Source organism: Micromonospora sp. NPDC049048, assembly GCF_043197615.1.
Classification (GTDB): domain Bacteria; phylum Actinomycetota; class Actinomycetes; order Mycobacteriales; family Micromonosporaceae; genus Micromonospora.
Window position 1 is genome coordinate 431,494 of record NZ_JBICTM010000001.1, and the last position, 26,656, is coordinate 458,149.

Consider the following 26,656-nt stretch of genomic DNA (forward strand, 5'->3'; position numbering starts at 1 on the left):
CGTCCTGATTCCGTGCGCACGCGCCACGCCGGGGCCGGTAGCTGTGATCTGCGTCACTTCTGACGCGTTTGTCGATGAGCGGTAACCTGCGCTCGTGCCCGCGACCGATCCGTCCGACCACGCCGCCGTCGACCTGCCCGACCATGCCGTGGTCGACCTGCTCGGCCTGGTGGCCCTCGGTGAGCTGCTCGCCTTCGAGCGGATGGCCGCCGACGCCCGGCTCGCCCCCGATCTGCGCCGCCGGGCGGCGTTGAGCGGGATGGCCGCCGCCGAGATCGGCAACTACCGGCGGGTGGCCGACCGGCTCGCCGCGCTCGGCGTACTGCCCGACGACGCCATGGCGCCGTACGTCGGGCCGCTCCAGGCGTACCACGACTCGACGGAGCCGCGGGACTGGGCGGAGGCGGTGACGAAGGCGTACGTGGGTGACGCCATCACCGACGACTTCCTCCGGGAGATCGCCGTGGCCCTGGCCGAACCGGACCGTCAGCTCGTCCTCGACGTGCTGCACGACTCGTCGTACGCCGCGTTCGCCGTCGCCGAGATCCGGGCCGCCGTCGAGGCCGATCCGAGAGTGGCCGGCCGGCTCTCGATGTGGGCGCGGCGGCTGGTCGGCGAGGCGCTGTCACAGGCCGGCCGGGTGGCCGCCGCCGAGCGGGGGGCCCTCACCGGGCTCGTCGCGCGCAGCGGGCGGGTGGACGTGGAGGGGCTGTTCCAGCGGCTGACCGTGGCGCACTCCGCGCGGATGGCCGCCGCCGGGCTGAACAACTGACCGCGACCGGCGGTCCGCGACGGGCGATCGTCCGTCACCCGTCGCGGCCGACCGGACCAGTCAGCGGACGGTGAACCCGACCGCGCGCGGCGACGCCTCGGCGATCTCGACGTAGGCGACCTTGTTGACCGGCACGATCACCCGCCGGCCCTTCTCGTCGGTCAGGGAGAGGGTGCCCTCGTCCTTGCCGAAGGCGTCGGTCACGATCTGCTCGATCTCGGCCGGCGACTGCGCGCTCTCCAGGACCAGCTCGCGGGGCGCGTACTGCACGCCGATCTTGACCTCCACTGTGCCTCCTCATTCGGGCGAAAGAGCCGCCGATGGGAAGGCTATCCGATCTCGGGGCCGGATGTTCAGGCTGACTCGCCTTGCAGCGGGAAGCTGGCGATGCCCCGCCAGGAGAGCGCCGCGACGAGTGCCTCCGCCTCGGCCTTGGGCAGCTGCCGGCCGCCGGCCAGCCAGAACTGCGCGGCGGTCTCGGCCGCGCCGACCAGGCCGGAGGCGAGCAGCTCGGCGTGCGCCCGGCCGATCCCCGTGTCGGAGATGATGGTGTCGGTGATCGCCGCGATGCAGCCCTGCTCCACCCGCGCGACGCGCTGGCGCACCGCCGGGTCGTTGCGCAGGTCCGACTCGAAGACGAGGCGGAACGCCTCGCTCTCGTGGTCGACGAAGTCGAAGTACGCGCGCACCGACGCGCTGACCCGCTCCTTGTTGTCGTTGGTGCCGCGCATGGCGTCGTCGACCTTCGCGAGGATCGCGTCGCAGTGCGTGTCGAGCAGGGCGAGATAGAGCTCCATCTTGCCGGGGAAGTGCTGGTAGAGCACCGGCTTGGAGACGCCCGCCCGCTCGGCGATGTCGTCCATCGCGGCCGCGTGGTAGCCCTGGGCGACGAACACCTCCTGGGCGGCGGCGAGCAGCTGCTTGCGGCGCGCGGAACGGGGCAGGCGGGTGGGCCGGCCGGCGGTCTGGGCACCGTTCCCCACAGCGGTCATGGGAACCTCCGAGTTCTTCGTACGAGCCGGCATTTCACCCGAACCGGTCGGGGCCCGGGACCCGTCGCGGAATTGGCCCGCCGCCGTAACCTATCGCCACTGTCACCACACGGTAGCCTCAGCGGGGGCGACCAAGGAGCGCGCGGTGAGTGAAACAGGGCAACCCGGTGCCGCCACCCCGGGAGAGCACGGCGACGGAACGGGTCCGCAGGACGACCTGGCCCGTCCCGGCGGCGGGTGGGCGCCCCAGGCGGCCGGTTGGCCGCGGGGCGGGGAGATCTCCGACCCCCGCGAGCAGGCCTCGTCGTGGGGGCCGCCCGAACCGGCGCCCGGCTGGGCCGCCTCGTCGCCGCGACACGGCGACCTGCCGCCACCGCTGCCCGGCGGGGTCGAGCCGCCGGCCCGGGTCAACGGCCACCGCACCAACGGTGTCGACCACGGCACGGCGGCCGGGCCGTCGTCGCGGGACGACGCGCCGCTCCACCGCCAGTCCCCGGTGAGCGCCCCACCCGGCGCCCTCGGCGAGCAACGCCGCGACCCGGGCAACGACCGGCTGGTGGTGCCGGCGCAGCGGCCGGCGTCGACGGCCGAGCAGCCGCCGCAGCACGGGTTCGCCGAGCCGGAGTCCGGTTCGGTCCGGCGCTCCGCCGACAACCCGTCGACCGGCCGCCAGCCCCGCTGGTCGGATTCCGGCGTGCCGACGTCGGCACCCCCGACGGTCCAGGTTCCGCCCGTGGGCACCGCCGCCAGCGGCTTCGAGGTGCCGCCCGGCTTCCACGCGCCGGCGGTCGACCGGGCCGCCGCCGAGGAACCCCCGCCGGGCGCCGGCACGGCGCACGGCTGGAGCGACCGCTTCCCGCCGGAGCCGCCGGCCACCGACCGGACCACCGCGGACCGTCCCGCCGACGCGGGCGACCGGGTTACCGCCGGCGACCGGGTGGCCGGCGTCGATCGCGCGCTGGGTGCGGACCGCGCCTACCGCGAGGACCGGGGACCCGACCCCGCCGCCGGCGCGGACAGCGCGGTGGGCGAGTTCGGCCAGGACCGCGCGCCGCGTGCCGCCGGGCACCGGGGGGCCGGGCGGGGCTTCGGCGCGGACCCGGGACCGGCTGCGGACCGGGGCGACGAGCCGGCACCCCGCGCGGAGCAGGTCGCCGGCGTCGACCGGGAACAACCGGCCGATCCGGCGCCGGGCGGCCCCCGCCGTTCGGCCGCCGAGTGGCCGCCGTCGGCCGAACCGGACTGGAGCGGCCCGAACTGGAACCGCCCGAGCTGGGGTGCCGCGTGGGCGCCGCCCTGGTCGCGGGAGGAATCCGAGCCGGCCGGCCACCGGTCCCGCGAGGAGGCCGAGGCCGAGGCCGTCGGTCGCCGGTCGCGGGAGGAGCCCGAGCCCGCCGGTCGCCGGTCGCGGGAGGAGCCCGAGCCCGCCGGTCGCCGGTCCCGCGAGGAACAGCAGCCGGCCTGGGCCGGTGAGCCGCACCGACCGTACGAGCCGCCGCGCGCCGAGCCCGGCCGGCCCTACGACCCGCCCCGCGAGCCCGGCCGCCCCTACGACGCCCAGGGCGCACCGGTGCCCCCGCCGTCGTACGAGCGACCGTCGACACCCGTCGACCGTCCCACAGCACCCGAGGCGGCACCGTCGGCTCCGACCGAGCGGCCTGCCTGGGCGGCGGGCGGAGCGGTCCCCGCGCCGGCCGGTGCACCCCCGCTCGCGTACGCCCCGGAGGCCGCGCCCCGCGCCGAGGAGACCCCGGACCGGGCCACCCGGCCGTTCCGGCTCCGGCCCGAGAACTCGGAGCCGGCATCGGGTCCTCCGGCCGCCCCGCAGACCACCCCCGGCACCGGGTCGGCCCCCCACGGGTTCGGGCGGCGTGACCGTGACCCCTCCGCGCCCGCCCCGACGAGCGCTCCCCCCTACGCGGCCCGCCGATCCGCCCCCGAGCCGGCGCCGGCGGCCCCGTCATCCGCCGGCCAGGCGCCGGACCCCGCGTCGGCGGTCCTGCCGCAGCGCGTCCCGGCCGAGCCGGACGTGCCCGTCGTGCCGGAGCCGCCAGCCGTGGAGCCACCCGCCGAGACCCCCGAACTCGCCCGCATCGCCACCCACCTGCGTCGCGACGACGAGCCCGCGCCGCTGCGGGAGCGCCCGGAGGGCTTCGACGTCAACGCCATCCTCGACGCCGTCCGCGGTGTCGCCGGCGTCCGCGACGCGGCGTTGCGCCGCACCCCGGCCGGCGCGCACAGCCTGCGGCTCGACCTGGCCGACGGGGCGGACCCGGCCGAGGTGAGCCGGCAGGTCGCCCGTCTGCTCCAGGACCGGATGGGGCTGGCCGCCGCGCCGCAGAACCTGCCCGGCATGCCGGCCGCGCCCCCTCCGCCGGTGCGCCGCCGGTCGGCGGAGTCGCGCGGCGCCGACCTCAGGTCGCCGGGTTCCGCACCGCGCGCCGCCGAGCCCCCCGCCGCCGAGTCCAGGGTGCCCGGCGGCAGGCTGGCCGGCGGCCCGTCGGAAGCCGCGCCGGACCGCCCCGAGGCGACGCCCGAGACCCCGCGCCGACGCCGGCAGCCCGCCGCCCCGCACCGGGGCCGGGCCACGGTGGAGGAGCCCGGCTCGGTCTCCGCCGCGCCGGCCGGTGCCTCCACCGGTGCCTCGGCGACCGTCGGCACGTCGTACTCCGGTGGGCAGGTGACGACGACGGAGAGCGCGCCGTCCCGGCCGCTGGACACCGGCGGCGCGGCGGGCCCCCGGGTGGTGATCGACCACGTCCAGGTGAGCACCTTCGGGCTGGACGCCACGGTGGAGGTACGCCTGCTCGCCGGCGCGGAGAGCGCCGCCGGCTACTCGACCGGGCCGGCCGTCGACGGTTACGTGCTGCGGCTCTGCGCGGTGGCCGCCGCGGCGGCGGTGGACGAGCTGCTGCGCGGCGGCGAGCGCGTCGCCGACGCCGGCCCCGACCGGGGGCGCTGCTTCGTCGAGCACGCCGCCGTGGTGCCCTTCGGCAACTGCGACGTGGCCACGGTCGTGGTGCTGCTGGTCTGTGACGGCTGGGTCGAGCAACTCGTCGGCTCCGCGCTGGTCGCCGGTGACCCCCGGCAGGCGATCGTCCGGGCCACCCTGGCCGCCGTCAACCGCCGGATCGAGGCGCTGCTGGCCTGAGCGGCCTCGGGCAGACTGGAGCCATGAAGCGCGCCACCCTCCGGCCGGACCACCTCCTCCCCGCGCACTCCGTGCCGCCGCCCTGGCCGGGGCGCGAGGTACGCCTCGACGGCACGGTGACGTACGTCCGGGACACGCCAGCCACCGCGCCCGGCGCGCAGCCGGCGCTCTACGTGCACGGGCTCGGCGGCTCGTCGCAGAACTGGACGGACCTGGCGTACCTGCTCGCCGACCACCTCGACGGGCAGGCCATCGACCTGCCCGGGTTCGGCCGCAGTGAGCCGGGTCGCCGGTACACCGTCCCGGCCTTCGCGGAGCGGGTGATCCGCTGGATCGAGCACTCCGGGCGGGGGCCGGTGCACCTGTTCGGCAACTCGCTGGGTGGGGCGGTCTCGGTGCAGGTGGCGGGGGTACGGCCGGATCTGGTCCGGAGCCTGACCCTGATCTCGCCGGCGCTGCCGTTCCTGGACTTCCGGCGGTCGTTGCAGGGCCGGATGCTGCCGCTGCTGGCGATCCCCCGGGGCGAGCGCCTGGCCGCCTGGCGGCTGGCCCAGGTGGCGCCCGAGGTGATGGCCGAGCAGGTGATGCAGGCGTGCGTCGCCGACCTCGACCGGATCTGCGACCAGCGCCGGCAGGAGGCGTTGGAGGAGATCCGGCTGCGGCACGAGGCCCCGCACCACGCCGCCGCGTACGTCCGGACGTTCCGGGGGCTGGTCTCCAGCTTCCTGCGGTCGTACCTGCCGGGGTCGGGGTCGCTGTGGCGGCTCGCCGCGACGGTCGCGGCGCCCACCCTGGTCGTGGGCGGGCGGGCCGACCGGCTGGTGGACGTACGGGTGGCCCCGCAGACGGCCCGCGTCGTCCCGGACAGCCGGCTGCTGATGCTCGACGGCGTCGGCCACGTGGCGCAACTGGAGGTGCCGCGCCTGGTGGCGCGGGCCGTGCTGGGCCTGCTCACCGAAACGGGGGACACCGCCGAGCGGTCCGACATGGCAGGCTGACCGGGATGTCCCCTGCCCGTCCCCCCGACCCGGCCCGCCCGGCGCCCGCCGAGGGCCCTGGCGCCCCGGCCCGTTCGCCCGCCTCGGACAGCGGCGGAGACCTGCCCGGTGTGCGGCACCGTCCGGCGCGACGGCGGTGGCTCCTCAAGCTCGTCGCGCTGGGCCTGACCGGCGCGGCGGCGGTGGCGGTGATCGCCGACCGACGCGCGAACATCGAGGCGGCGGCGCTCACCGCCGAGAAGTTGGCTTCCGCGCCGGAGGCCGTCTCGCCGCCGTCCTCCGCCGCCACGCCCCTGGCCGCCGGGACGCCGTCCTCCGCCGGGACGCCCGCGCCCCTCGCGACGCCCCTGGCCGCCGGGACGCCGTCGCCCGCCGAGACGCCCTCGGCCGCCCTGCTTCCGCCGGCGGTGCTCCGGTTGCCCGGGCCGGTGCCGTCCGCGGGCCGGGGCAGCTTCGGCTACGACGACCGGACGGGTCCGGTGCTGGGCGACGCGGGCACGCTGCGCCGTTACCGGGTCGCGGTGGAGTCGGGCGCCGGCGAGGACGCGGGTGAGTTCGCCGCCGCCGTCGAGCGGGCGCTCGCCGGGCCGGGCAGCTGGATCGACGGCGGGTTGCGGTTGCAGCAGGTCGGCGCCGCCTCCCGGCACGACTTCACGGTCTACCTCGCCACGGCCAGGACGGCGGGCCGCATGTGTGCCGCCGGTGGGGTGAACATCCGGGTGGGCGGTAAGCCCTACACGTCGTGCCGGGCACCCGGCAAGGTGATCATCAACCTGGACCGCTGGCGGCTCTCGGTGCCGCACTTCGTCAGCGCGAAGGTGCCGCTCTCGGTCTACCGGACCTACGTGGTGAACCACGAGGTCGGGCACCAGTTGGGGCACCGGCACGAGCGCTGCCCCGGCCAGGGCCGGGTGGCGCCGGTGATGATGCAGCAGACGCTCTTCCTGAAGGGCTGCGTGGCCAACCCCTGGCCGTACGTCGATGGTCGGCGGTACGCGGGCCCGCGGCTCTGACCGCCTGGGCCGGAGGTCGGGCCCGGCCGGAGAAGGGGCGGGGGGCGAGTCTTATTCGCGTTTTTCGCGGCGTAATGCCCGATTGGCATGAGATTCTTGATCCATGACGTCGTCGTCCCCTTGCGACCCCGCCTGGCCCCGCCCGCCGCCCGTCACCCCGGCGGTGGCGACCGCCGGCTCCGCTGCGGGACCGGCGCGTGGTCGGGCTCGGCGTACTCCTGCTGGTCGCGGCCACCGTCGCCGTGACGCTGGCCAAGGCCGGCGGCCCCGAACCCGTGCCGGGCACCGACGACGGGCGCCGGACGTCGTACGCGGCGGGCGCGGGCGAGCGGCAGCCCACTCCCACCTACCCCCACACGGGCACGGGCGACTTCACCACCGCTGCCGGCGACTCCCCGCTGCTGGGGACCGGCGGGCCGCTCCGGCACTACCGGGTGGCCGTCGAGGAGGGCACCGGCCAGGACGTCGCCGCCTTCGCCGCCACCGTCGACGAGGTGCTGGGCGACCCCCGCAGCTGGATCGCCTCCGAGGAACTGCGGCTGCGGCGGGTGGCGGAGGCGGACGACGCCGACTTCACGGTCTACCTCGCCACCCCGGACACCTCCGAGCGGATGTGCGCCGAGGGCGGGCTCAGCACCGAGGGCTACACCTCCTGCCGGCTCCCCGGGCAGGTGATCGTCAACCTGGCCCGCTGGCTGGAGGCGGTGCCCGACTACGGGGCGCCGCTGGCGGTCTACCGCGCCTACGTGGTCAACCATGAGGTGGGTCACGAACTGGGCGAGGAACACCAGGCCTGCCCGGGCCCCGGCGAGCCGGCGCCGGTGATGCAGCAGCAGACGTACGGCCTGGATGGCTGCGCCGCCAACGCGTGGCCGTACGTCGACGGCTCCCGGTACGACGGCGAGCCCGTCGCGGGCTTCTGAGTTATTCCCCTTCCCGCAGTTCGGGCGACGTGTCACTCCTCATGGCCGATCGGCCCTGGTGCGAGCGACAATGGCCCGGTTCGCCCACAGCCGATCCCGGGGAGTCCACCGTGTCGTTGCCCCCGCTCGTCGAGCCCGCCGCCGAGCTGACCGTTGACGAGATCCGCCGCTACTCGCGCCACCTGATCATCCCCGACGTGGGGGTGGAGGGGCAGAAGCGGCTGAAGAACGCCCGGGTGCTCTGTGTCGGCGCCGGCGGCCTCGGCTCACCGGCGCTGATGTACCTCGCCGCCGCCGGGGTCGGCACGCTCGGCATCATCGACTTCGACACCGTCGACGAGTCGAACCTCCAGCGCCAGATCATCCACGGCGTCTCCGACGTCGGCCGCTCCAAGGCCGAGTCGGCCGCGGCCTCGATCCGGGAGATCAACCCGCTGGTCCAGGTGGAGATCCACAACACCGCGCTGGACCGGGAGAACGTACGGGACATCTTCTCCCGCTACGACCTGATCGTCGACGGCACCGACAACTTCGCCACCCGCTACATGGTCAACGACGCGGCGGTGCTGCTCGGCAAGCCGTACGTCTGGGGCTCGATCTACCGCTTCGACGGCCAGGCGTCGGTGTTCTGGGCCGAGCACGGCCCCTGCTACCGGTGCCTCTACCCGGAGCCCCCGCCGCCCGGCATGGTCCCCTCCTGCGCCGAGGGCGGCGTGCTCGGCGTGCTCTGCGCGTCGATCGGTTCGATCCAGGTCAACGAGGCGATCAAGCTGCTCGCCGGCATCGGCGAGCCGCTCGTCGGCCGGCTGATGGTCTACGACGCCCTGGAGATGAGCTACCGCAAGATCAAGGTGCGCAAGGACCCGAACTGCGTGCTCTGCGGCGAGAACCCCACGGTCACCGACCTGCTGGAGGACTACGAGGATTTCTGCGGCGCGGTGTCGGTGGAGGCCCAGGAGGCGGTGGTCGACGCGACCATCACCGCGCTGGAGCTGAAGGAGTGGCAGGACGCGGGCAAGGACATCTTCCTCGTCGACGTCCGCGAGCCGGCCGAGTACGAGATCGTCCGGATCCCCGGCGCGACGCTGATCCCCAAGGGCGAGATCATCTCGGGCGAGGCGCTCGCCAAGCTGCCGCAGGACCGGCAGATCGTGCTGCACTGCAAGTCCGGGGTCCGCTCGGCCGAGGCGCTCGCCGCGCTCAAGGCGGCCGGCTTCCGCGACGCCGTGCACGTGCAGGGCGGCGTGCTCTCCTGGATCAAGCAGATCGACCCGTCGCTGCCCGCGTACTGACCGTGCCGTCGGCCGAGGTCGCGGGGGAGTGACGGGCCCCGCGACCTCGGCCGATTCGCCGAGGCGGGATCACGTTTGCGCAGGTAGCGTTGCTGCCGTGGTCGACATCGATGCGGCGGTCGGGTTCGTCGTGGCACACGGCGACGCGGTGGACCGCGCCCGGCTGTCCCGGCTGCGCACCGGCGCGTCACCACCCCCCGAGCTGCTCGACGACGCGGAGGCCGGCCAGACGCCCGACGGCGGCTGGCCGGCGACACTGGACGGAAAGATCTCCTCCGTGGACGCCACCTGCTTCCGACTGTCCGAGCTGGACGATCTCGGTGCGCTCGGCCGTCCGGCCGCCCGCCGGGCGCTGGACTGGCTGGCCGCGCGGCAGTTGCCCGACGGCGGCTGGGACGAGGACCCGGCGCTGGCCGACATCGCTCCCGAGTGGGCCCGACCGGGCGACCCCGAGGCGGGGTTCCACCTGACGGCGAACGCCGGGTTCTGGCTGACCGTCGCCGGCCTGGACGCGCGGGCCGCCGGTCCGCTCGACCACCGGGTCGGCGGCGCGTACGCGGGCGTCGTGCAGGCCGCCGCGCAGTCGCTCGTCGCCCGGCTGCGCCCGGACGGCGGGTGGCCGTCCTTCCTGCCCGCCGGCTGGCTCAGCGCGGCGGTCCTGCACCGGCAGGAGATGTTCCACGAGGCGGCGCGGATCCAGGTGATCCTGGCCGAGCGGGTGCCGGAGCTGTCCCCGGGCGACGTGGCCTGGCTGGCCGCGACGCTGCGCCGGGTCGGCATGGACGGGCAGGACTGGCTGCTCGGGCGGGCCCGGCGGCGGCTGGCCGAGACCCAGCGCAGCGACGGCGGCTGGGAGAGCGACGACGGGCGCCCGTTCGACGTGCACACCACGCTGAGCGTGATCCGGGCCTGCCGCTGAGGCTCCACCGCCCGGGCGCGGTCCGCCGGTCCCCGAGTCGCGGGGTCCGTCGGGACGCCGCGATCAGCCGGTCTGCGGGCGTCCCTACTTCAGTTGGCTGATGACCAGCGGCCACCAGGCGTCGGGGGCGAACGCGGCACGGTCGATGCTCTCCAGGACGGTACGCAGCGTCTCCGCCCGCTCGGCCCGGCCCGGCTTGCCCTCGTCGGCCTCGACGAAGAGCGCGAACTGGTAGAGGCACTCGACGAAGGTGCGGAAGTTGCTGTTGACGGCCTGGATGTCCTGCTGCTCCAGGTCGAACTGGAGGATCTCGCCCGTCTTCGGGTCGAGCACGTAGAGCAGGTCCGGGTTGTCGGCGACCGCGCCCACCACGATCAGCCGGACGTCCAGCGAGCCGTCCTCGGTGCTCAGCTGGATCGTGTCGAACAGCTCGATGTCACCTTCGAGGAACGCGGTGTAGACGACCGCCACGTCGAGCGGGATCTCGTCGCCGGCGGGCAACTGGTCGGGGTCGAATCCCCCCTCCAGCCAGGCCTCCCGGGGGTACGGGATGAGCTCGTCCTCGCTCCACAGTGAGCGGAAACGGGGGTCAGCGGCCATCGTTGGTCCTTCGCATTCTCGGCGTGACGGTAGGTGTCAGGCGACGATGCCCGCGGTCGCCAGCAGGCGTAGCCAGGTGTCCGCGTACTGCCCCTGGAACCGGCCCTTGCGTACCCGCTGCTCCCGGACGCCGGGCCCGAGGATCGTGTCGACCAGCTCGGGGTACTTGTCGCCCAGCACGTACTCGTCGAAGAACGTGACGATGTCGGGGGCGAAGACGTGGATGTCGACCTCCTCGTCCGGGTGCTCGTAGAGGAAGACGTAGTCGTCCGGGTCGATGTGATAGACATCGCCCTCTTCCAGGTCGAGCGAGACGCCCTCGCCGCCGTCGATCTCGTCGCGCAGTTGCGGCGGAACGCTGTGCAGCTCGCAGCCGATCGACACGGCGGGGCCGAGCGGATCGTGCGGGTTGTCCGGCTGGGCTTCGAGGGCGGCGGGGCTGCCGATCTCGGGCGGCTGCGCGAACCGGAAGTGGCTGCCCTCGATCCTGCCGATGATGCGGAAGACCTCGAACGCGCCCTCGGGTACGCCGGGGAAGGGCTCCAGCGGCACCCCGTCGGCGAGGACGACGCCGAATCCGTGCTCCGCCTCCAACTCCTTGAGCCGCGCGAACCTGGTGCGGATCCGGTCGAGCCTGGCCGCCGTCGCGTCATCCGTCACTAGATCACCTTCACTATGACCGGAGTCCCCTCGGGCACGTCCTTGAGCGCCAGGCCGATCTCCCGGCCGATCTCGCGGTTGGTCCAAGCATCCATCAACCGGAGGTTATCGTACGAATCCGCGCCGCCCAGTTGCAGCTCGTGCACGTGGTCGGGGTCGACCGTCACGCCAGGGCCGGTCACCGGGTGCTTCTTGGGGTTCTTGCCCCGGTAGAGGCTCTTGACCAGCTCCTTGTTGCTCACGTAGTTCTGGCCCTTGTTCAGCCGCCGGATGACGCGGTCACGGTAGACGGTGGTCAGCTTCCGGGTGCCCGGCTTCTGCGGGTCCTTGTGCTCCACCTGGGTGCGTTTCGGCTTGGTCTTGACCAGCTTGCCCTCCTGGCCGAGCCGCTCCAGGTCCCTCGCCTTGCGGTCGAAGTCCTTCTTGACGAAGTCGGGCCGGTTGCGCAGCACCAGGACGGCGGGCTCCTTGGGCTTGCCCCCCTTGGCGGTCCGGAAGACGTCCGCGTTCTCCAGGTAGGCCGAGACGATCTTGGCGCCCTTGGCCTGGGTCTGCCTCGGCGGGGCCGTCCGCCGCTTAGGCATTGAGCACCGTGTCCACGGCCATGCCGATGAGCTGGTCGATGATCAGCCCGGTGATCATCTTGAAGATCGGGATCTGGAGCAGGGACGCCCCGAAGGTGACCGCCGCCGTCATGATCGCCTGCGCGATCTGGATCGCCAGCAGGATCAGCTGGATGATCACCTGGATCTTCAGGGCCAGTACCACGCCCGCCGCGACCATCAGCCCGACGCCGATGACGGTCGCCGGGCGGGCGACGTCGGCGATGTTGCGTGCCGCCGACTCGCCGTCGTTCCACTCGCCGGCGAAGGCGGTGATGCTCTCGCCCCGGTTGTTGTCGAGCACCGTGCGGGCCGCCGACTCCAACTGCGCGACCGAGCCGGAGATCTGGCCGGCCATGCCGGTCCACTCCCCGGCGAGCTGGAAGATCGCCGTCTCGTCGGACTGCGGCCAGTCGTAGCCGAGCATCGAGAGCAGGGAGGCGAGTTCACCCGGAAGCGTCAGGCCCACCGCGACTCCTTTCCTAGGTCGGGGCTCAGCCGCCCAGCGAGCCGAAGAGCGAGCGGAAGGACGCGGCGGCCTTCTCCTCGGCGGCGCGGTAGCCGTCGGCCATCCCGCGTAGCCCGTCGACGTAGCTCTCCAGCTCGGTGACGTTGGTGCCGAGGCACTCGGACAGCGCGTCGACGCACGCCTGGTGGGCGATGCCCAGCAGCGAGCCGATGTCGTCGCCGCCGAAGGCGTCGGCGTAGCCGCCGACCGACGCCTGGAAACTCTCGAAGACCTGGCGGACGGACTCCTTGGCCTGTTCCAACTCGTTCGCGCCGCGCTCCAGCGCGTCGACGTCGACGTCGAGATTCTCCACGCTCAGCTCCGATGCAGTTTCCGCATGGTCTCGCTGACGGTCTGGCTGATCTCCCGCATCTGCCGCAGGCCCTGGTTCTGCAGGCGCTCGACGGTGGCGGTCAGCGCGGCGAGGTCGGGCATCGGCTCGGCGGTGGTGGCGTCGTCGTCCTGCCCGTCGAGCGCCGCGTTCACCGCGCGGCGCAGCTCGTCCGCCAGGTATTCCGAGCCCTCCCGGAGCACCCGCGGGTCGATGTCGACGGCACTGACCCGGCCGTCCGTGCCGAGCGTGACCCGGACCCGGCCGTCGGCGGCCTCGGCCGCCGTCTCGACGCGCTCCTGAGGTGCGGCGGAGCGGCTCACCTCACGCAGTGCGGCGCGTGCCTGCGCCAGTTGCTCCTCAAGGGCACTCTCGCCCAGCATGCCGCCTCCCCAGGACAAGCCGCGCCGAACCCGCTACAGCCTAACGGTCTCCCGCGATCCGGCGGTGCCCCGTCACGGGCCGTCAGCGACCACCGGCCCGGCCCCGGGCCCGCGAGGGCTCATCGGGGCCGTCCGGTGCGCACAGTGGAAGGTCAGCCGCGCAGGTGGCCGTCGCCGGTCACCACGTACTTGGTGGAGGTCAGCTCGGGCAGGCCCATCGGGCCGCGCGCGTGCAGCTTCTGTGTGGAGATGCCGATCTCGGCGCCGAAGCCGAACTCGCCGCCGTCGGTGAACCGGGTCGAGGCGTTGACCATCACGGCCGCCGCGTCCACCCGGGCCACGAACTCCCGGGCGGCGGTGGTCGAGTCGGTGACGATCGCCTCGGTGTGGCCCGTGCCGTACCGCCGGATGTGCGCGACCGCCGCGTCGAGCGAGTCGACGACGGCGACGGAGATGTCGGCGGAGAGGTACTCGGTGGCGAAGTCCTCGTCGGTGACGGGCCGCACGGCGGCGGAGTGGGCGGCCACCCGCTCGTCGCCGTGCACGGTGACGCCGGCCTCGGCGAAGGCGGCCAGCATCGGCGGCAGGAAGGCGTCGGCGACCGCCGCGTGCACGAGCAGCGACTCGGCGGTGTTGCAGGTGGACAGTCGCTGGGTCTTCGCGTTCAACGTGATCGCGACGGCCTTGCCGAGGTCGGCGGCGGCATCGACGTAGACGTGGCAGTTGCCCACGCCGGTCTCGATCACCGGCACGGTGGACTCCTCGACCACCGTGCGGATCAGGGACGCGCCGCCGCGCGGGATCAGCACGTCGACCAGGCCACGGGCGCGCATCAGCTCCTTGACCGAGTCGCGGCTGGTGGCGTCGAGCAGCTGCACCGCGTCCGCCGGCAGGCCGGCGTCGCCGACCGCGTCGCGCAGCACGGCGACCAGGGCGGCGTTGGAGCTGGCCGCCGACGAGGAGCCGCGCAGCAGCGCCGCGTTGCCGGACTTCAGGCAGATCCCGGCGGCGTCGACCGTCACGTTCGGCCGGGCCTCGTAGATGATGCCCACCACGCCGAACGGCACCCGGATCTGGCGCAGCTCCAGCCCGTTGGGCAGGGTCGAGCCCCGGACCACCTCGCCCACCGGGTCCGGCAGCGCCGCCATCTGCCGCAGCGCGTCGGCGATGCCCGCCACCCGCCCCGCGTCGAGGGCGAGCCGGTCCAGCACGGCCGCGCTCAACCCGGCCTCGCGCCCCGCCGCCAGGTCCGTGGCGTTCGCCGCCAGGATCTCCGGCGTACGCGCCACCAGCGCGTCGGCCATCGCCACCAGCGCGGCGTCCTTGGCCGTACGCGTGGCGACGGCCAGCGCCTCCGCCGCCGTACGCGCCCGCCGGGCCTGCTCGCTCACGCTCATCGCCGCACTCCTCACAACAGCACGAGGTCGTCGCGGTGGACGACCTCCCGTTCGTACGCCGGGCCGAGCGCCGCGGCGAGTTCCGTGGTGGACCGGCCGAGCAGCCCGGGCAGCTCGACCGCGTCGTAGTTGACCAGGCCCCGGGCGACCGGCGCGCCCTCGACGTCGACCAGGTCGACCGGGTCGCCGGCGGTGAACGTCCCGTCCACGGCCGTGATGCCGGCGGGCAGCAGCGACTTGCGTCGCCCGACCACCGCCGCGACCGCGCCCGGGTCGAGGTGCAGCCGCCCCCGGGGCGAGGTGGCGTGGGCCAGCCAGAAGAGCCGGGCCGTCGGCCGTCGCCGGCTCGGATGGAACAGGGTGCCGACGGCCTCGCCGGCCAGCGCCGGGGCGGCCAGCGGCGCGGCGGTCAGCACCACCGGGATGCCGAATCCGGTGGCGATCCGGGCCGCCTCCACCTTCGTCACCATGCCACCGGTGCCCACGCCGGCCCGGCCGGCGCCGCCGATGTCGACGCCGGTCAGGTCCCGCTCGTCGCGTACCTCGCTGATCCGGTGCGAGCCCGGGCGGGTGGGGTCGCCGGTCCAGAGGGCGTCGACGTCGGAGAGGAGCACCAGCAGGTCGGCGTGGACGAGGGCGGCGACGAGGGCGGCCAGCCGGTCGTTGTCGCCGAAGCGGATCTCCTCGGTGGCGACGGTGTCGTTCTCGTTCACGATCGGCACCGCCCGCAGGTCGAGCAGCTTGCGCAGGGTGCGGTACGCGTTGCGGTAGTGCGCCCGCCGGGTCACGTCGTCAACGGTGAGCAGGACCTGCCCGACGGTGCGCCCGTGCCGGGCGAAGGCGGCGGCGTACCGGCCGATCAGCAGGCCCTGCCCGACGCTGGCGGCGGCCTGCTGGGTGGCCAGGTCGCGCGGACGCCGGGACAGGCCCAGCGGCGCGAGGCCGGCGGCGATCGCGCCGGAGCTGACCAGCACGACCTCCCGGCCCTCGGCGGCGAGTGCGCCCAGGGTGCCGACGAGCGCGTCGACCCGCCCGTCGTCCAGCCCGCCCGAGGCGGTGGTCAACGAGGAGGATCCGATCTTGACGACGACCCGCCGGGCCGCCGTGACTACGTCGCGCACCTGCCCATTCTGCGTGGTCGGTCCCGGCGCACCCCGGCGCGTTCTCATATCGTGGCCGGTCGTGAGACCTGACGAGTATGTCGAGGCGGTCCTGGAGTTGGTCGAGCGGATCCCGCCGGGCCGGGTGATGTCGTACGGGGCGGTCGCCGACGCGCTGGCGGAGCGCTCGGGACGGGCCTCGGCCCGGCTGGTCGGCGCGATCATGGCCCGGCACGGCGGGGGAGTGCCCTGGCACCGGGTGGTGAACGCGGCCGGCCGCCTGCCACCCGGGCACGAGCGGGAGGCGCGGGAGCGGCTGCGCGCCGAGGGGACGCCGCTGCGCGGCGCCGGGGTCGACGTGGCGGCGGCGGGTTGGTCCCCGGAAGAGGGGATGTGACGCTGACCATAACGTGAGTAACATTCGGCCCCATGGACGCGCCGCCGGGTGGAGCCGGCTCACCGCTCGCCGCGCCGCCCGCCGCCGGTGCGCTCCCGCGCCGGGTGCACGGCGGCTACGCGCTCGGGTCGCTGGCCACCGGCGCCTTCGGCACCGTGCCCGGCCTGCTGCTGCTGCCGTACCTGACCGACACGCTCGGCGTCGCGGCGGGCGCGGCGGCCCTGCTGGTGCTCCTGCCGAAGGCGTGGGACGTGCTGGTCAACCCGGTCGCGGGCCGCATCTCCGACCGCACCCGGTCGCGCTGGGGCGCCCGCCGGCCGTACCTGCTGGGCGCCGGGCTCGCGCTCGGCGCGCTCTTCGGCGCCATCTTCGCCGCCCCCTTCGGCACCGGGCCGGCCGCCGGGGCGTACGTGGCGGTCGCCTTCCTCGCCACGGCCACCGCGTTCGCCTTCTTCCAGGTGCCGTACGTGGCGATGCCGGCGGAGCTGACCAGCGACTACGCCGAACGTACCCGGCTGATGAGCTGGCGGATCGCGGTGCTGGCGCTGGCCATCCTGGTCTCCGGCGCGGTGGCCCCGCTGGTGCGCGACGCCGGCGGCGGAGGCCTGCCCGGGCACCGCTGGATGGGTCTCTTCGTCGCGGGGCTGATCGTGCTCGGCGCGCTCGGGGCGTTCTTCGGCACCCGCGCCGCCCCCGAGGGCCTGGTGGGGGAGAGCGAGCCGACCCTGCGCGCCCAGCTCGCCGTCGCCGCCCGCAACCGGCCGTTCCGGGCGCTGCTGGTCTGCTTCGTGGTGCAGTCCGCCGGGGTGGCCACCGTCCTCGCCGGGGTCAACTACTTCGCCGACCAGATCCTGCGCGATCCCGAGGGCGGACCGACCATCCTGTTCGCCTGCTTCGTCGGGCCGGCGCTGCTGGTGATGCCGCTCTGGACCCGGGCCGGCGCGCGGGTCGGCAAGCTCGCCGCCCTGGTCGCCGCCTCGCTGATCTTCGCGGTGGGCGCGCTGGCCCTGGTCGCCGCCCCGGTGCTGCCCGCGCTCGCGGTCTACCTGCTGGTCGCGCTGATCGGCGTCGGCTACGCCGGGCAGCAGGTCTTCGCCCTCGCCATGCTCCCGGACTGCATCGCGTACGACACGGCGCGCACCGGCCGGCGGCAGGCCGGCGTCTTCACCGGGGTCTGGACGGCCGGCGAGACCTTCGGGCTGGCCCTCGGCCCGGGTATCTTCGGCCTGGTACTCCAGCTCAGCGGCTATGTCTCCTCGGACACCGGCACGTCGGCCACCCAGTCCGACACGACCCGGGCGGGCATCCTGCTCGGCTTCACGGTCCTCCCGGCCCTCCTGATGGGCCTGGCGGTCCTCTTCCTCCGCCCCTACGACCTGACCCCGGCCCGCCTGGCCGAGGCCCACACCCACCCCGCCGATCATGCAGTTGTGGTGGGGGATGAAAGCCACTGAACACCCATGGAAAGGGCACCACGACTCCATGATCGACGACGAAGCCGACCGGCGGGCGCTGCCCGGGAGCGGGTTGCCCGCGGAGCAGGTGCTCGCGGAGGTGCGGGCGCTGCGCGGCGCCGACCGGCCCACCCACGGCGGGCGGCTGTTCGCGTACGTCTACGACCCGGCGGTGCCGGGGCTGGACGAGCTGGCCGCCGCCGCGTACGCGGGCAGCGCGCACGTGAACGGGCTCGACCCGACCGCCTTCCCGTCGCTGCTCGCGATGGAGAACGCGCTGGTCGGTGCCGCCGCCCGGCTGCTCGGCGGCGGCCCCGGCAGCGCCGCGCCGGACGTCGTCGGCAGCGTCACCAGCGGCGGCACCGAGTCGCTGATCCTCGCCGTCAAGACCGCCCGGGACGCCCACCCGGAGATCGCCGCGCCCCGGATCGTGGTGCCCGCCAGCGCCCACGCCGCGTTCGCCAAGGCGGCGCACTACCTGCGGGTCGCCGTGGACACGGTGCCCGTGTCGGCGTCGACGCTGCGGCCGGCCGCCGCCGACGTGGCCGCCGCCATCGGCCCGGAGACCGTGCTGGTGGTCTGCTCCGCCCCCTCGTACGCGCACGGCGTCGTCGACCCGGTCACCGAGATCGCCGCCGCGGCGGCCGGGGCCGGGGTGCGCTGCCACGTCGACGCCTGCTTCGGCGGCTGGACCCTGCCCTACCTGCGCCGGCTCGGCGCGGACGTGCCGCCGTTCGACTTCGCCGTCCCCGGGGTCACCTCGATCTCGGTGGACCTGCACAAGTACGCGTACGCGCCGAAGGGCGTCTCGGTGCTGCTGCACCGCGATCCGGCGCTGCGCGCCCCGCAGTACTTCGCGTACGCCGACTGGCCCGGCTACACGATGGTCAACCCGGTCATCGCCTCCACCCGCTCCGGCGGACCGATCGCCGCCGCGTACGCCACCGTGCGCCACCTGGGCGACGACGGCTACCTGCGGCTCGCGACGGCCACCCGGGACGCCGTCGCCGGCCTGGCCGACGCCGTGCGCGCCGTCGACGGGCTGCGGCTGATGGCCGAGCCGGAGTCGACCGTCGTCTGCTTCACCACCACCGACCCGGGCCTCGACCTCTTCGTCCTGGTCGACGAGCTGGCCGCCCGCGGCTGGCACACCCAGCCCCAGCACTCGTACGCCGACCTGCCGCGCAGCGTGCACCTGACGGTGACGGCCGCGGTGGCGCCCCGGGTGGCGGAGTTCGGCCCCGACCTCGCCGACGCCGTGGCCGCCGCCCGGGCCGCCGGGCCGGTGGCGCTCCCCGCCGAGCTGCTCGCCCTCGCGACCACGCTCACCCCCGAGGCGCTCACCCCGGAGCTGGTCGCCGGCCTGGCGGGCGGGCTGGGCCTGGGCGGGCCGGCCGACGCCGCCGGTGCGGCCCCCGAGCGGATGGCGCTGGTGAACACCCTGCTCGACGCCGCGCCGCCGGCGCTGCGGGAACGGCTGCTGGTCGAGTTCGTCGGCCTGCTGCAACGCCCCACCTGGTGAGCTGGCGCCGGTCGCCACCGCGTCGGATGGCCGCCACAGACGGATCGGCCGGTGCCACCAGCGGCTGTGGTTGACTGGGGGGCGGTGCTCGGGAAGGGGGCGGTCGTGCAGGTGCCGGGAGTGCTCGGTGAGCCGATCCGGTTCGTGCTGAACTGGGGCCGCCGCTACTCGCTCTGGGTCTTCAACTTCGGCCTGGCCTGCTGCGCGATCGAGTTCATCGCGACCAGCATGGGCCGGCACGACTTCATGCGGCTGGGTGTCATCCCGTTCGCGCACGGGCCCCGGCAGGCCGACCTGATGGTGGTCTCCGGGACGGTCACCGACAAGATGGCCCCCGCCATCAAGCGGCTCTACGACCAGATGCCCGAGCCGAAGTACGTCATCTCGTTCGGCGCGTGCTCCAACTGCGGCGGTCCCTACTGGGACTCGTACTCGGTGACCAAGGGCGTCGACCAGCTCATCCCCGTCGACGTCTACGTGCCCGGCTGCCCGCCCCGGCCCGAGGCGCTGCTGCACGGCATCCTGCGCCTCCAGGAGAAGATCGCCGCCGAGCAGTCCGGGATCGGTGGCGTGCCCCGGCCGGATCCCCTCGCCGCGCCGGTCGACGCCCCGCCGGCCGACGCCGGGTCCACCGGCGCGCTGCCGCGCTCGGCGGAGTCGCTGACCGCCCCGCCGGTGCGCCCGCCCACCCCCTGAACCGCCGACGGTCCATTCCTGAGCGGCGGACCGTCCATCCCTGAGCTGCCTCGCCCGGCCGGCGCGTTCGTCCGCCCGCCCGCCTGAGCCGCCTCGCCCGGTCGGCCGAGAGTCCGGGTTGGCCGGCGGGGGCTAGCCTGCGCACCATGAACCACTCCGCCGACCAGCGTTCCGCCTACATCGTCGACGTGCTCACCGAGGAGTTCGGTGCGTCGATGGCTCTCGACCCGGCCGCCTTCCGGCGCAAGTTCCGCAAGATGGCCGCCTCGCCGTTCGCCTTCTACCGGGGCAGCGCCTCGCTCTTCTACGCCGACCAGGTCGGCGACTTCGCCGACGACCGGTTCCTCGACGACCGCACCAGCCGGGTGTGGATCCACGGCGACCTGCACGCGGAGAACTTTGGCACGTACATGAACGCCTCCGGGCAGCTCGTGTTCAACGTCAACGACTTCGACGAGGCGTACGTGGGGCCGTTCAGCTGGGACCTGAAGCGGCTGGCGGCCAGCGTGGCGCTGCTCGGCTACGCCAAGGCGCTCTCCGACCGGGCGATCAGCGACCTGGTCACCGGCTTCGCGCGGTCGTACCTGACCGAGCTGCGCGCCATCGCCGAGGGGGGCGACGACGCGATCGGCTCGATCACGCTCGACAACGCCGACGGGGTGCTGCGCCGGGTGCTCCAGCAGGCGCGGCTCAACACCCGGGTCGACCTGCTCGCCGCGCAGACCACCATCGACAACTACGAGCGCCGGTTCTCGCTGGGCGACGGCGTCTTCGAGATCGACGCCGAGACCCGGCAGCGGGTCTGCGCCGCGTTCGAGGAGTACCTCGGCACGCTGCCGGCATCCGGCGCCCAGGTGCGTCCGGTGGCCACGCACGTCAAGGACGTGGTGCTGCGCAAGGGGGTGGGCATCGGCTCGGCCGGGCTGCCGTCGTACAACCTGCTGCTGGAGGGGCACACCCAGGCGCTGGAGAACGACGTCGTCATCTACATGAAGCAGGCGCAGGTGCCCGCGGTGGCCCGGCACATCGCCGACGAGGCGGTCGCGAGCTACTTCCAGCACCAGGGACACCGCACCGCCGAGTCGCAGCGGGCACTCCAGGCGCACGCCGACCCGTGGCTGGGCTTCACCGAGCTGGACGGGGCCGGCCAGCTCGTCGCCGAGGTCTCCCCGTACGCGGCCGACCTCGACTGGGCCGACGTGAACGAGCCGGAGGAGCTGGCCGGGGTGCTGGCCGACCTCGGCCGGGCGGTCGCCCGGATGCACTCGGTGGCCGACGACGAGTCCAGCCACGACCTGGTCGACTACTCGACCGAGGAGGCGATCGTGGCGGCGGTGGACGCCGACGAGGCGGGCTTCGTGGCCCACCTGGTCGAATTCGCCCACACGTACGGCGTCCGCGCCCGGCAGGACCACCAGCTCTTCGTCGACCTGTTCCGCAACGGCCGGCTGCCCGGCCTCTGAGCGGGGATCAGGAGGCGAACTCCAGCACCACCTTGATGTCGTCCGGCTCGGGGGTGTACGCCTCGGCGTACGCCTCCACCGGCACCCGGCGGGTGATCAGCGAGTCGAGCCACGTGCGGTCGGCGCGGGCCAACGCGGCGGCGGCCAGGTCCCAGTGCCGGCGGTTGGCGTTCACCGAGCCGAACACCACGTTGTTCTCCAGCACCAGGGAACGGTTGAGCGCCCCGGCGTCGAGGTCGATGGTCCGCCCCCCGCTGGAGACGCCGGTCAGGCAGACGATGCCGGTCGGCGCGATCTTGTACATCGCGTCGAGGACGACGACCGGCGCCCCGGTGCACTCCAGCACCACGTCCGGTTCGAAGCCCAGGTCGCAGACGGATTCGGTGTGGTAGGTCGCCCCGAGCGCGCGTACCAGGTCCGGCTTCGGCCCGGTGGTGTTGCGGTCGAGCACGTGCACGTCGAGCCCGCGCTGCGTCGCCAGCAACGCGGCCAGCAGGCCGATCGGGCCCGCCCCGGTGACCAGTACGGTCCGTGGCTGCCACTCGGCGCGGGCGCCGATGCGCTCGATGTGCTCCCACGCCTTCGCCACCACGCTGGTCGGCTCCAGCAGCATGCCGACCGGGGCGAGGGAGCGGTCGAGCCCGACGGCGAAGCGGGGTTCCAGCCGCCACCGATCCCGCGCGAATCCGGGCAACCCCTTGATGCCGTGCTCGGTGAAACGGCCGTTGCGGCACATGTCCCACTCGCCGACCGCGCAGTTCGGGCAGGGCACCGGGTCGGGGTGCCGGACGACGCCCGCCACCAGGTCGCCGGGTCGCAGGCTGCCCGACGGGTCCTCCAGCACCCGGCCCAGCGACTCGTGCCCCAGCACCAGTCGGTCCGTGCCGGGCGGCGCCTCGCCGTACGCGCCGGCGATGATCTCCTGGTCGGTGCCGCAGATCCCCACCGCCAGTGCCTCGACCAGGATCGGGCCCTCCTCGGGCGGCGGCTCCGGATGGTCCTCGACCAGCCGCAGGGAGCCGGCTACACCTGGGTCGACAGTCACAGCACGCACGACCTCATCCTTCCCCGACCGACCGTTCCCCCGCCGCCAAAGCCCCACATCCCCACCCGGCCTCCACCCCACGCCACCCACCCCAGCAACACCCGCCCGGCCACGCCCACCTCACGCCCGCCCGGCCACGCCCACCCCACCCCGCCCGCGCGATCATGCAGTTGTGGTGGGGGACGGAGGGGGTGTTCCCGGGTGAACCGGGCACCACGACTGCATGATCGACGCGGTAGGGATGCGGCAGGGATGCGGCAGGGATGCGGCAGGGTGGAGGCGGGGGAAGGGAGGGGTGGGGCGTTCGGATGGGTGGGGGTGGTCGGGCAGGACCTAGGATCAGCGGCATGACTCCGGAAGAGGTCGGCCAGCGGATGGTCGCGCTGCTCGCGCCCGCCGAGGTGACCCCGTCGGTCTCCGGCGGCCAGGCGTACGCCCGGGCCACCGTCGACGTACCGCCGGTGAACTGGCCGGACGCGCTCCGCGCGGCCCGCGACGACGCGGAACTGGCCTGCGACTACTTCGACTGGCTCTCCGCCGTCGACGAACTCGCCGGTGGCTTCGACGTGGTGGCGCACCTCTGGTCCACCACCCGCCGGCACGGGCTGTTGCTGCGCACCCGGGTGCCGCGGGAGGCACCCGCGGTCGCCTCGGTGGTCGACGTCTACCCCGGCGCCGCGTGGCACGAGCGGGAGACACACGAGATGTTCGGCATCGACTTTCCCGGCCACGCCGGGCTGGCGCCGCTGCTGCTGCCGCCCGAGTTCGAGGGTCATCCGCTGCGCAAGGAGTTCGTGCTCGCCTCCCGGGTGGCGAAGCCCTGGCCGGGCGCCAAGGAACCGGGCGAGTCCGAGGCCGGCGGCGGGCGCCGCCCGATCCGCCCGCCGGGCGTACCCGCGCCGGGGGAGTGGGGGACGACGCCCACGCCGGCCGGCGCGGGCGGGGTCGGGGAGGGACCGCGCGGCGGTACGCCGGCCCGCCCGGCCCGGGAGCGGCCCGCCCGGCCGGCCCCGGGGGCGCGTCCACCCCGTACCGCCCGGCCCGCCCCCACCACCGACGGCCCGCCGCCCGGTCCGGCCGCCGCAGGTCCGGCGGACCGGCCGCCGGAGGAGCCGGGCGCTCCGGAGCGCTCCGGCGACGACGGAGGTACGCCCTGATGCCACTGTGGTTGGAGCTGGTCATCCGGCTGGGTGGCGTGCTGGTCGCCTTCCTCACCCTGCCGCTGTTGGTCGGGCAGGCCGAGCACAAGGTGATGGCGCACATGCAGGGCCGGCTCGGCCCGATGTACGCGGGCGGCTTCCACGGCTGGGCCCAGCTGGTCGCCGACGGCGTGAAGTTCGTGCAGAAGGAGGACGTCACGCCCCGGGAGGCGGACCGGGCGGTCTTCCGGCTCGCCCCGGTGGTCGCGCTCGTGCCCTACCTGCTGGTGCTGCTGGTGATCCCGCTCGGCCCGAACGACCTGGTCGGGCAGCCGCTGGACATCGGCCTGTTCTTCGTACTGGCCGTGGTGGGCGTGGGCGTCGTGGCGGTGCTGATGTCGGCGTGGGCGTCGGCCAACAAGTACAGCCTCCTCGGCGGGATCCGCGGGGCGGCCCAGCTGCTCGGCTACGAGTTGCCGCTGGTGCTGGCCGCCGCGTCGGTGGCGATGGCGGCCGGCACACTCAGCCTCTCCGGCATCGTCGAGGCGTGGCAGCCGTGGTGGCTGCTCTGGCAGGCCCCCGCCATGGTCGTCTTCTTCCTCGCCGGGCTCGCCGAGATCCGCCGCCCCCCGTTCGACATGCCGGTCGCCGACTCGGAGCTGGTCTTCGGCTACATGACGGAGTACACGGGCCTGCGGTTCGCGTTCTTCCTGCTCGCCGAGTACGTCGGCATCGTGGTGATCGCCGCGCTCACCACGGTGCTCTTCCTCGGCGGCTGGCAGGGGCCGTTCGCCGACGCGCAGCTCGGCTGGCTGTGGACGCTGCTGAAGGTCTTCGCCGTCTCGTTCCTGGTCATCTGGATCCGGGTCTCCTACCCCCGGCTGCGCGAGGACCAGCTCCAGCGCCTCTGCTGGCTGGTGCTCGTCCCCGTCTCCCTCGGCCAGCTCGTCCTCACGGCCGCCGTCCGCGTCGCACTGTGAGGAAGGGCCCCTCCGACGCGTCCGGTCAGGAAGGGCCCTTCCGCACATCTCAGGCGGTCAGCGCAGCGGGGTGTGGGCGGGGTCGACGCGCTCGGCGGGCGGGGGCGGCGGGGGCGGGGTGCCGTCGCCGAAGGGCCGGCCACCGAGGGCCTCCCGGCCGTGTGGGGTGAGCCAGTTCGCCAGGTCGGGACCGAGCGGCACCACGCCGGTCGGGTTGATGTCGCGGTGCACCTCGTAGTAGTGCCGCTTGATGTGGTCGAAGTCGACCGTGTCCCCGAAGCCGGGCGTCTGGAACAGGTCCCGGGCGTACGCCCACAGCACCGGCATCTCGGTCAGCTTGCTCCGGTTGCACTTGAAGTGGCCGTGGTAGACCGGATCGAAGCGGACCAGCGTGGTGAACAGCCGGATGTCCGCCTCGGTGATGGTGTCGCCGACCAGGTAGCGCTGCCCGGCCAGCCGCTCGCCCAGCCAGTCCAGCCGGTCGAAGAGCCGGTGGTACGCCTTCTCGTACGCCGCCTGGTCGCCGGCGAAGCCGCACCGGTAGACGCCGTTGTTGACGTCCCGGAACAGTGTCGCGCTCATCTCGTCGATCTCGTCGCGCAGCCGCTCCGGGTAGAGGTCGGGCGCCCCCTCGCGGTGGTACGCCGTCCACTCGGTGGACAGGTCGAGGCTCATCGGCCCGAAGTCGTTGGTGACCACCTGCCCGGTCGGCACGTCCACGATCGCCGGCACGGTGATGCCCCGCTCGTAGCCGGGGAAGCGGGCGAAGTACGCCTCGGCCAGCCGCTCGATGCCGAGCACCGGGTCGCGCCCGCCCGGGTCCAGGTCGAACGTCCAGCTCCGCTTGTCGTGGGTCGGGCCGGCGACCGCCAGGGAGATCGCGTCCTCCAGCCCGAGCAGCCGCCGTACGATGATCAGCCGGTTCGCCCAGGGGCAGGCGCGGCTGACCGCCAGCCGGTACCGGCCGGGCTCCACCGGCCAGCCGTCCCCGGCGTCGGCGGTGATCCGGGTGGCGATGTAGCGCTGGTCCCGGGTGAACTCGCCGCCCGGCTCGACGTACCTGCCGCCGGTGCGCATCAGCACCTCGTCTCCGTTGGTTGCCGCGCCGCCCTCGGTCCTGCCGTCCATGCCCGCCCCTCCACCGTCGTCCGTCGCTCGTCCCATCATGGCGGCTACGTCGCCCCCAGGCGCGCCGAGTCCCGGCCTCCGTCGTCGGGCGATCCGGCCGGTTAGGCTGCCGCGATGATCGATGTGGAGGTGGCGGCCCGACGCTTCATCGCCGACGTGTGGAACGCCGCGCGGGAGGAGTCGGCGTACGAACTCGTCTCGCCGGAGTGCCCGGGGCTGGGCGGGGCCGGCCCGGAGGCGACGCTGGCGTGGCACCGGGACCGTCGCGCCGCCTTCCCCGACCTGCGCTACAAGCTCGTGGACGTGGTGGCCGCCGGGGACCGGGTGGCGGTGCACTGGCGGGCCGCCGGCACCCACGCCGGCCAGTTCGGGCCGGTGCCGCCGACCGGGCAGGTGGTCAGCTACTCGGGGGCGAGCTTCCTGCGTTTCGACGACGCGGGGCGGATCGTCGACGTGTGGAGCTGCAACGAGCTGTTCCAGCTCCTCCAGCAGTTGGGCGTCGAGATGCTCCCGCCCGCGCCCGGTGGCGTCAGCGGGACCGGGGCGTGATCCTGGCGAGCGGGATGTCGATCTCCCACGGCTCCGGGACGAGGATGCCGTCGGTCATCCGGGCCTGCTCGACGTAGACGCGCTTCGCCGGGTCGAGCTTGTAGGCGTGCACGACGATCCCGGACTCGGTCTCGATCCGCCAGAAGTAGGGGATGTCCGCCTCGGCGTAGAGCGCGGGCTTGAGCACCCGGTCGATGCTCCGCGAGCCCTCGGAGACGATCTCGACCACCAGCATGACCTCGTGGGGCTGGTAGTACGACGGGTTGCGCGAGGCCGCGTCCAGCTCGGTGACCAGCACGTCGGGGATGAAGGACCGGGTCCGGGAGAGCCGCACCTCGACGCCCTGCGTGGCGTCGAGGTCGGGCGGGCAGGTTTCCTCGAGCGCGGCCATGAGGCGGCCGGCGATGGACTGGTGGAGTCGCGTGGGGGAGGGCGACACGATGAGGTTTCCGTCCAGGAGTTCGTGGCGGCGGCCGTCTTCGGGCAGGCGGTCGAGGTCGTCGACCGTCCACCCGCCCGGCGGCGGATGGTCGCCCTGCAGCGCGGCGGTCATGGCGAGCCCTTTCCGGTGCGTCGTTCTCCCCGCCTCACCGTACCGCTGGCAGACCCCGGGTGGTGGTCGCGCGCGCCGCGGCCACAGGG

At 74.3% G+C, this 26,656-nt stretch carries 28 protein-coding genes; 15 read left to right on the plus strand and 13 right to left on the minus strand.

From position 1 onward, the window contains the following. Window positions 1-94: 94 nt before the first annotated feature. A complete protein-coding gene (locus ACGFIG_RS02020; RefSeq protein ID WP_392998277.1) occupies window positions 95-772 on the plus strand; it encodes a ferritin-like fold-containing protein in 678 nt (225 codons plus the stop codon). A 60-nt stretch (window positions 773-832) separates the two neighbouring features. Here ACGFIG_RS02020 and ACGFIG_RS02025 read toward each other — a convergent pair whose 3' ends face one another. Together ACGFIG_RS02025 and ACGFIG_RS02030 are read right to left on the minus strand one after the other, a co-directional pair. After that, the gene (locus ACGFIG_RS02025) at window positions 833-1,060 is read right to left on the minus strand and encodes a DUF3107 domain-containing protein (protein ID WP_088960194.1); all 228 of its coding nucleotides are present in this window, start codon (window positions 1,058-1,060) and stop codon (window positions 833-835) included. Between the two features lie 65 nt (window positions 1,061-1,125). Continuing rightward, window positions 1,126-1,764, minus strand: a complete 639-nt coding sequence (locus ACGFIG_RS02030; RefSeq protein WP_392998279.1) for a TetR/AcrR family transcriptional regulator — start codon at window positions 1,762-1,764, stop codon at window positions 1,126-1,128. 145 nt (window positions 1,765-1,909) lie between these two features. Here ACGFIG_RS02030 and ACGFIG_RS02035 point away from each other — a divergent pair, with 145 nt between their 5' ends. The 6 genes from ACGFIG_RS02035 (at window position 1,910) to ACGFIG_RS02060 (ending at window position 10,060) form a co-directional block, all read left to right on the plus strand. Then, a complete protein-coding gene (locus tag ACGFIG_RS02035) occupies window positions 1,910-4,915 on the plus strand; it encodes a hypothetical protein (protein ID WP_392998281.1) in 3,006 nt (1,001 codons plus the stop codon). 23 nt (window positions 4,916-4,938) lie between these two features. Further along, entirely contained in the window at window positions 4,939-5,913 is a 975-nt protein-coding gene (locus ACGFIG_RS02040; RefSeq protein ID WP_392998283.1) for an alpha/beta fold hydrolase, read from the plus strand. Window positions 5,914-5,918: 5 nt separating this feature from the next. Continuing rightward, the gene (locus ACGFIG_RS02045) at window positions 5,919-6,926 is read left to right on the plus strand and encodes a DUF3152 domain-containing protein (protein WP_392998285.1); all 1,008 of its coding nucleotides are present in this window, start codon (window positions 5,919-5,921) and stop codon (window positions 6,924-6,926) included. Window positions 6,927-7,123: 197 nt separating this feature from the next. Then, a complete protein-coding gene (locus tag ACGFIG_RS02050; RefSeq protein WP_392998287.1) occupies window positions 7,124-7,849 on the plus strand; it encodes a DUF3152 domain-containing protein in 726 nt (241 codons plus the stop codon). A 110-nt stretch (window positions 7,850-7,959) separates the two neighbouring features. Next, a complete protein-coding gene (moeZ, locus tag ACGFIG_RS02055) occupies window positions 7,960-9,141 on the plus strand; it encodes an adenylyltransferase/sulfurtransferase MoeZ (protein ID WP_392998289.1) in 1,182 nt (393 codons plus the stop codon). A 28-nt stretch (window positions 9,142-9,169) separates the two neighbouring features. Continuing rightward, window positions 9,170-10,060, plus strand: a complete 891-nt coding sequence (locus tag ACGFIG_RS02060; protein ID WP_392998291.1) for a prenyltransferase/squalene oxidase repeat-containing protein — start codon at window positions 9,170-9,172, stop codon at window positions 10,058-10,060. Window positions 10,061-10,144: 84 nt separating this feature from the next. Here ACGFIG_RS02060 and ACGFIG_RS02065 read toward each other — a convergent pair whose 3' ends face one another. The 8 genes from ACGFIG_RS02065 to proB all read right to left on the minus strand — a co-directional run bounded on the left by ACGFIG_RS02065 (window position 10,145) and on the right by proB (window position 15,710). Further along, window positions 10,145-10,660, minus strand: a complete 516-nt coding sequence (locus ACGFIG_RS02065; protein WP_392998293.1) for an SUKH-4 family immunity protein — start codon at window positions 10,658-10,660, stop codon at window positions 10,145-10,147. A gap of 36 nt (window positions 10,661-10,696) precedes the next feature. After that, window positions 10,697-11,320, minus strand: coding sequence for a hypothetical protein (locus tag ACGFIG_RS02070; RefSeq protein WP_392998295.1), 624 nt, complete (start codon window positions 11,318-11,320; stop codon window positions 10,697-10,699). Then, entirely contained in the window at window positions 11,320-11,904 is a 585-nt protein-coding gene (locus ACGFIG_RS02075; protein ID WP_392998297.1) for a hypothetical protein, read from the minus strand. Before ACGFIG_RS02075 ends, ACGFIG_RS02070 begins: the two co-directional genes overlap by 1 nt. Continuing rightward, a complete protein-coding gene (locus ACGFIG_RS02080) occupies window positions 11,897-12,391 on the minus strand; it encodes a hypothetical protein (protein ID WP_392998299.1) in 495 nt (164 codons plus the stop codon). The genes ACGFIG_RS02075 and ACGFIG_RS02080 overlap by 8 nt, the downstream gene beginning before the upstream one ends. A 25-nt stretch (window positions 12,392-12,416) precedes the next feature. Continuing rightward, window positions 12,417-12,743, minus strand: a complete 327-nt coding sequence (locus ACGFIG_RS02085) for a WXG100 family type VII secretion target (RefSeq protein ID WP_392998301.1) — start codon at window positions 12,741-12,743, stop codon at window positions 12,417-12,419. A gap of 2 nt (window positions 12,744-12,745) precedes the next feature. Continuing rightward, a complete protein-coding gene (locus ACGFIG_RS02090) occupies window positions 12,746-13,144 on the minus strand; it encodes a YbaB/EbfC family nucleoid-associated protein (RefSeq protein ID WP_392998303.1) in 399 nt (132 codons plus the stop codon). A 152-nt stretch (window positions 13,145-13,296) separates the two neighbouring features. Then, window positions 13,297-14,541 carry a glutamate-5-semialdehyde dehydrogenase gene (locus ACGFIG_RS02095; RefSeq protein ID WP_392998305.1) on the minus strand — a complete coding sequence of 415 codons (1,245 nt, stop codon included), beginning with the start codon at window positions 14,539-14,541 and terminating at the stop codon, window positions 13,297-13,299. A gap of 11 nt (window positions 14,542-14,552) precedes the next feature. Next, complete coding sequence (gene proB / locus ACGFIG_RS02100) at window positions 14,553-15,710, minus strand: glutamate 5-kinase (protein WP_392998307.1); 1,158 nt, start codon at window positions 15,708-15,710, stop codon at window positions 14,553-14,555. A 13-nt stretch (window positions 15,711-15,723) separates the two neighbouring features. On the opposite strand from proB, the gene ACGFIG_RS02105 reads away from it, so the two are divergent. The 5 genes from ACGFIG_RS02105 to ACGFIG_RS02125 all read left to right on the plus strand — a co-directional run bounded on the left by ACGFIG_RS02105 (window position 15,724) and on the right by ACGFIG_RS02125 (window position 21,173). Further along, entirely contained in the window at window positions 15,724-16,038 is a 315-nt protein-coding gene (locus ACGFIG_RS02105) for an MGMT family protein (RefSeq protein WP_392998309.1), read from the plus strand. A 32-nt stretch (window positions 16,039-16,070) separates the two neighbouring features. Further along, entirely contained in the window at window positions 16,071-17,492 is a 1,422-nt protein-coding gene (locus tag ACGFIG_RS02110) for an MFS transporter (protein WP_392998311.1), read from the plus strand. 28 nt (window positions 17,493-17,520) lie between these two features. Beyond that, the gene (locus ACGFIG_RS02115) at window positions 17,521-19,014 is read left to right on the plus strand and encodes a pyridoxal phosphate-dependent decarboxylase family protein (RefSeq protein ID WP_392998313.1); all 1,494 of its coding nucleotides are present in this window, start codon (window positions 17,521-17,523) and stop codon (window positions 19,012-19,014) included. A gap of 105 nt (window positions 19,015-19,119) precedes the next feature. Next, window positions 19,120-19,710 (plus strand): NADH-quinone oxidoreductase subunit B, encoded by a 591-nt coding sequence (locus ACGFIG_RS02120; protein WP_392999390.1) that lies wholly within the window; start codon window positions 19,120-19,122, stop codon window positions 19,708-19,710. Between the two features lie 146 nt (window positions 19,711-19,856). Further along, on the plus strand, window positions 19,857-21,173 hold the full coding sequence (locus ACGFIG_RS02125) for a DUF2252 domain-containing protein (RefSeq protein WP_392998315.1): 1,317 nt from the start codon (window positions 19,857-19,859) through the stop codon (window positions 21,171-21,173). Window positions 21,174-21,180: 7 nt separating this feature from the next. Here the strand turns inward: ACGFIG_RS02125 and ACGFIG_RS02130 are convergent, their stop codons facing one another. Next, a complete protein-coding gene (locus tag ACGFIG_RS02130) occupies window positions 21,181-22,227 on the minus strand; it encodes a glucose 1-dehydrogenase (RefSeq protein ID WP_392998317.1) in 1,047 nt (348 codons plus the stop codon). Between the two features lie 338 nt (window positions 22,228-22,565). On the opposite strand from ACGFIG_RS02130, the gene ACGFIG_RS02135 reads away from it, so the two are divergent. After that, window positions 22,566-23,375, plus strand: coding sequence for an NADH-quinone oxidoreductase subunit C (locus tag ACGFIG_RS02135; RefSeq protein WP_392998319.1), 810 nt, complete (start codon window positions 22,566-22,568; stop codon window positions 23,373-23,375). Further along, entirely contained in the window at window positions 23,375-24,337 is a 963-nt protein-coding gene (locus ACGFIG_RS02140; RefSeq protein ID WP_392998321.1) for an NADH-quinone oxidoreductase subunit H, read from the plus strand. Before ACGFIG_RS02135 ends, ACGFIG_RS02140 begins: the two co-directional genes overlap by 1 nt. A gap of 57 nt (window positions 24,338-24,394) precedes the next feature. Here ACGFIG_RS02140 and ACGFIG_RS02145 read toward each other — a convergent pair whose 3' ends face one another. Further along, complete coding sequence (locus ACGFIG_RS02145; RefSeq protein WP_392998323.1) at window positions 24,395-25,465, minus strand: glutathione S-transferase family protein; 1,071 nt, start codon at window positions 25,463-25,465, stop codon at window positions 24,395-24,397. Window positions 25,466-25,579: 114 nt separating this feature from the next. Between ACGFIG_RS02145 and ACGFIG_RS02150 the strand changes: the two genes are divergently transcribed. After that, the gene (locus ACGFIG_RS02150) at window positions 25,580-26,014 is read left to right on the plus strand and encodes an ester cyclase (protein ID WP_392998325.1); all 435 of its coding nucleotides are present in this window, start codon (window positions 25,580-25,582) and stop codon (window positions 26,012-26,014) included. Here the strand turns inward: ACGFIG_RS02150 and ACGFIG_RS02155 are convergent. Then, window positions 25,995-26,567: a Uma2 family endonuclease gene (locus tag ACGFIG_RS02155; protein ID WP_392998327.1), complete on the minus strand. Its 573-nt coding sequence runs from the start codon at window positions 26,565-26,567 to the stop codon at window positions 25,995-25,997. The genes ACGFIG_RS02150 and ACGFIG_RS02155 overlap by 20 nt on opposite strands. Between the last annotated feature and the right edge of the window lie 89 nt (window positions 26,568-26,656).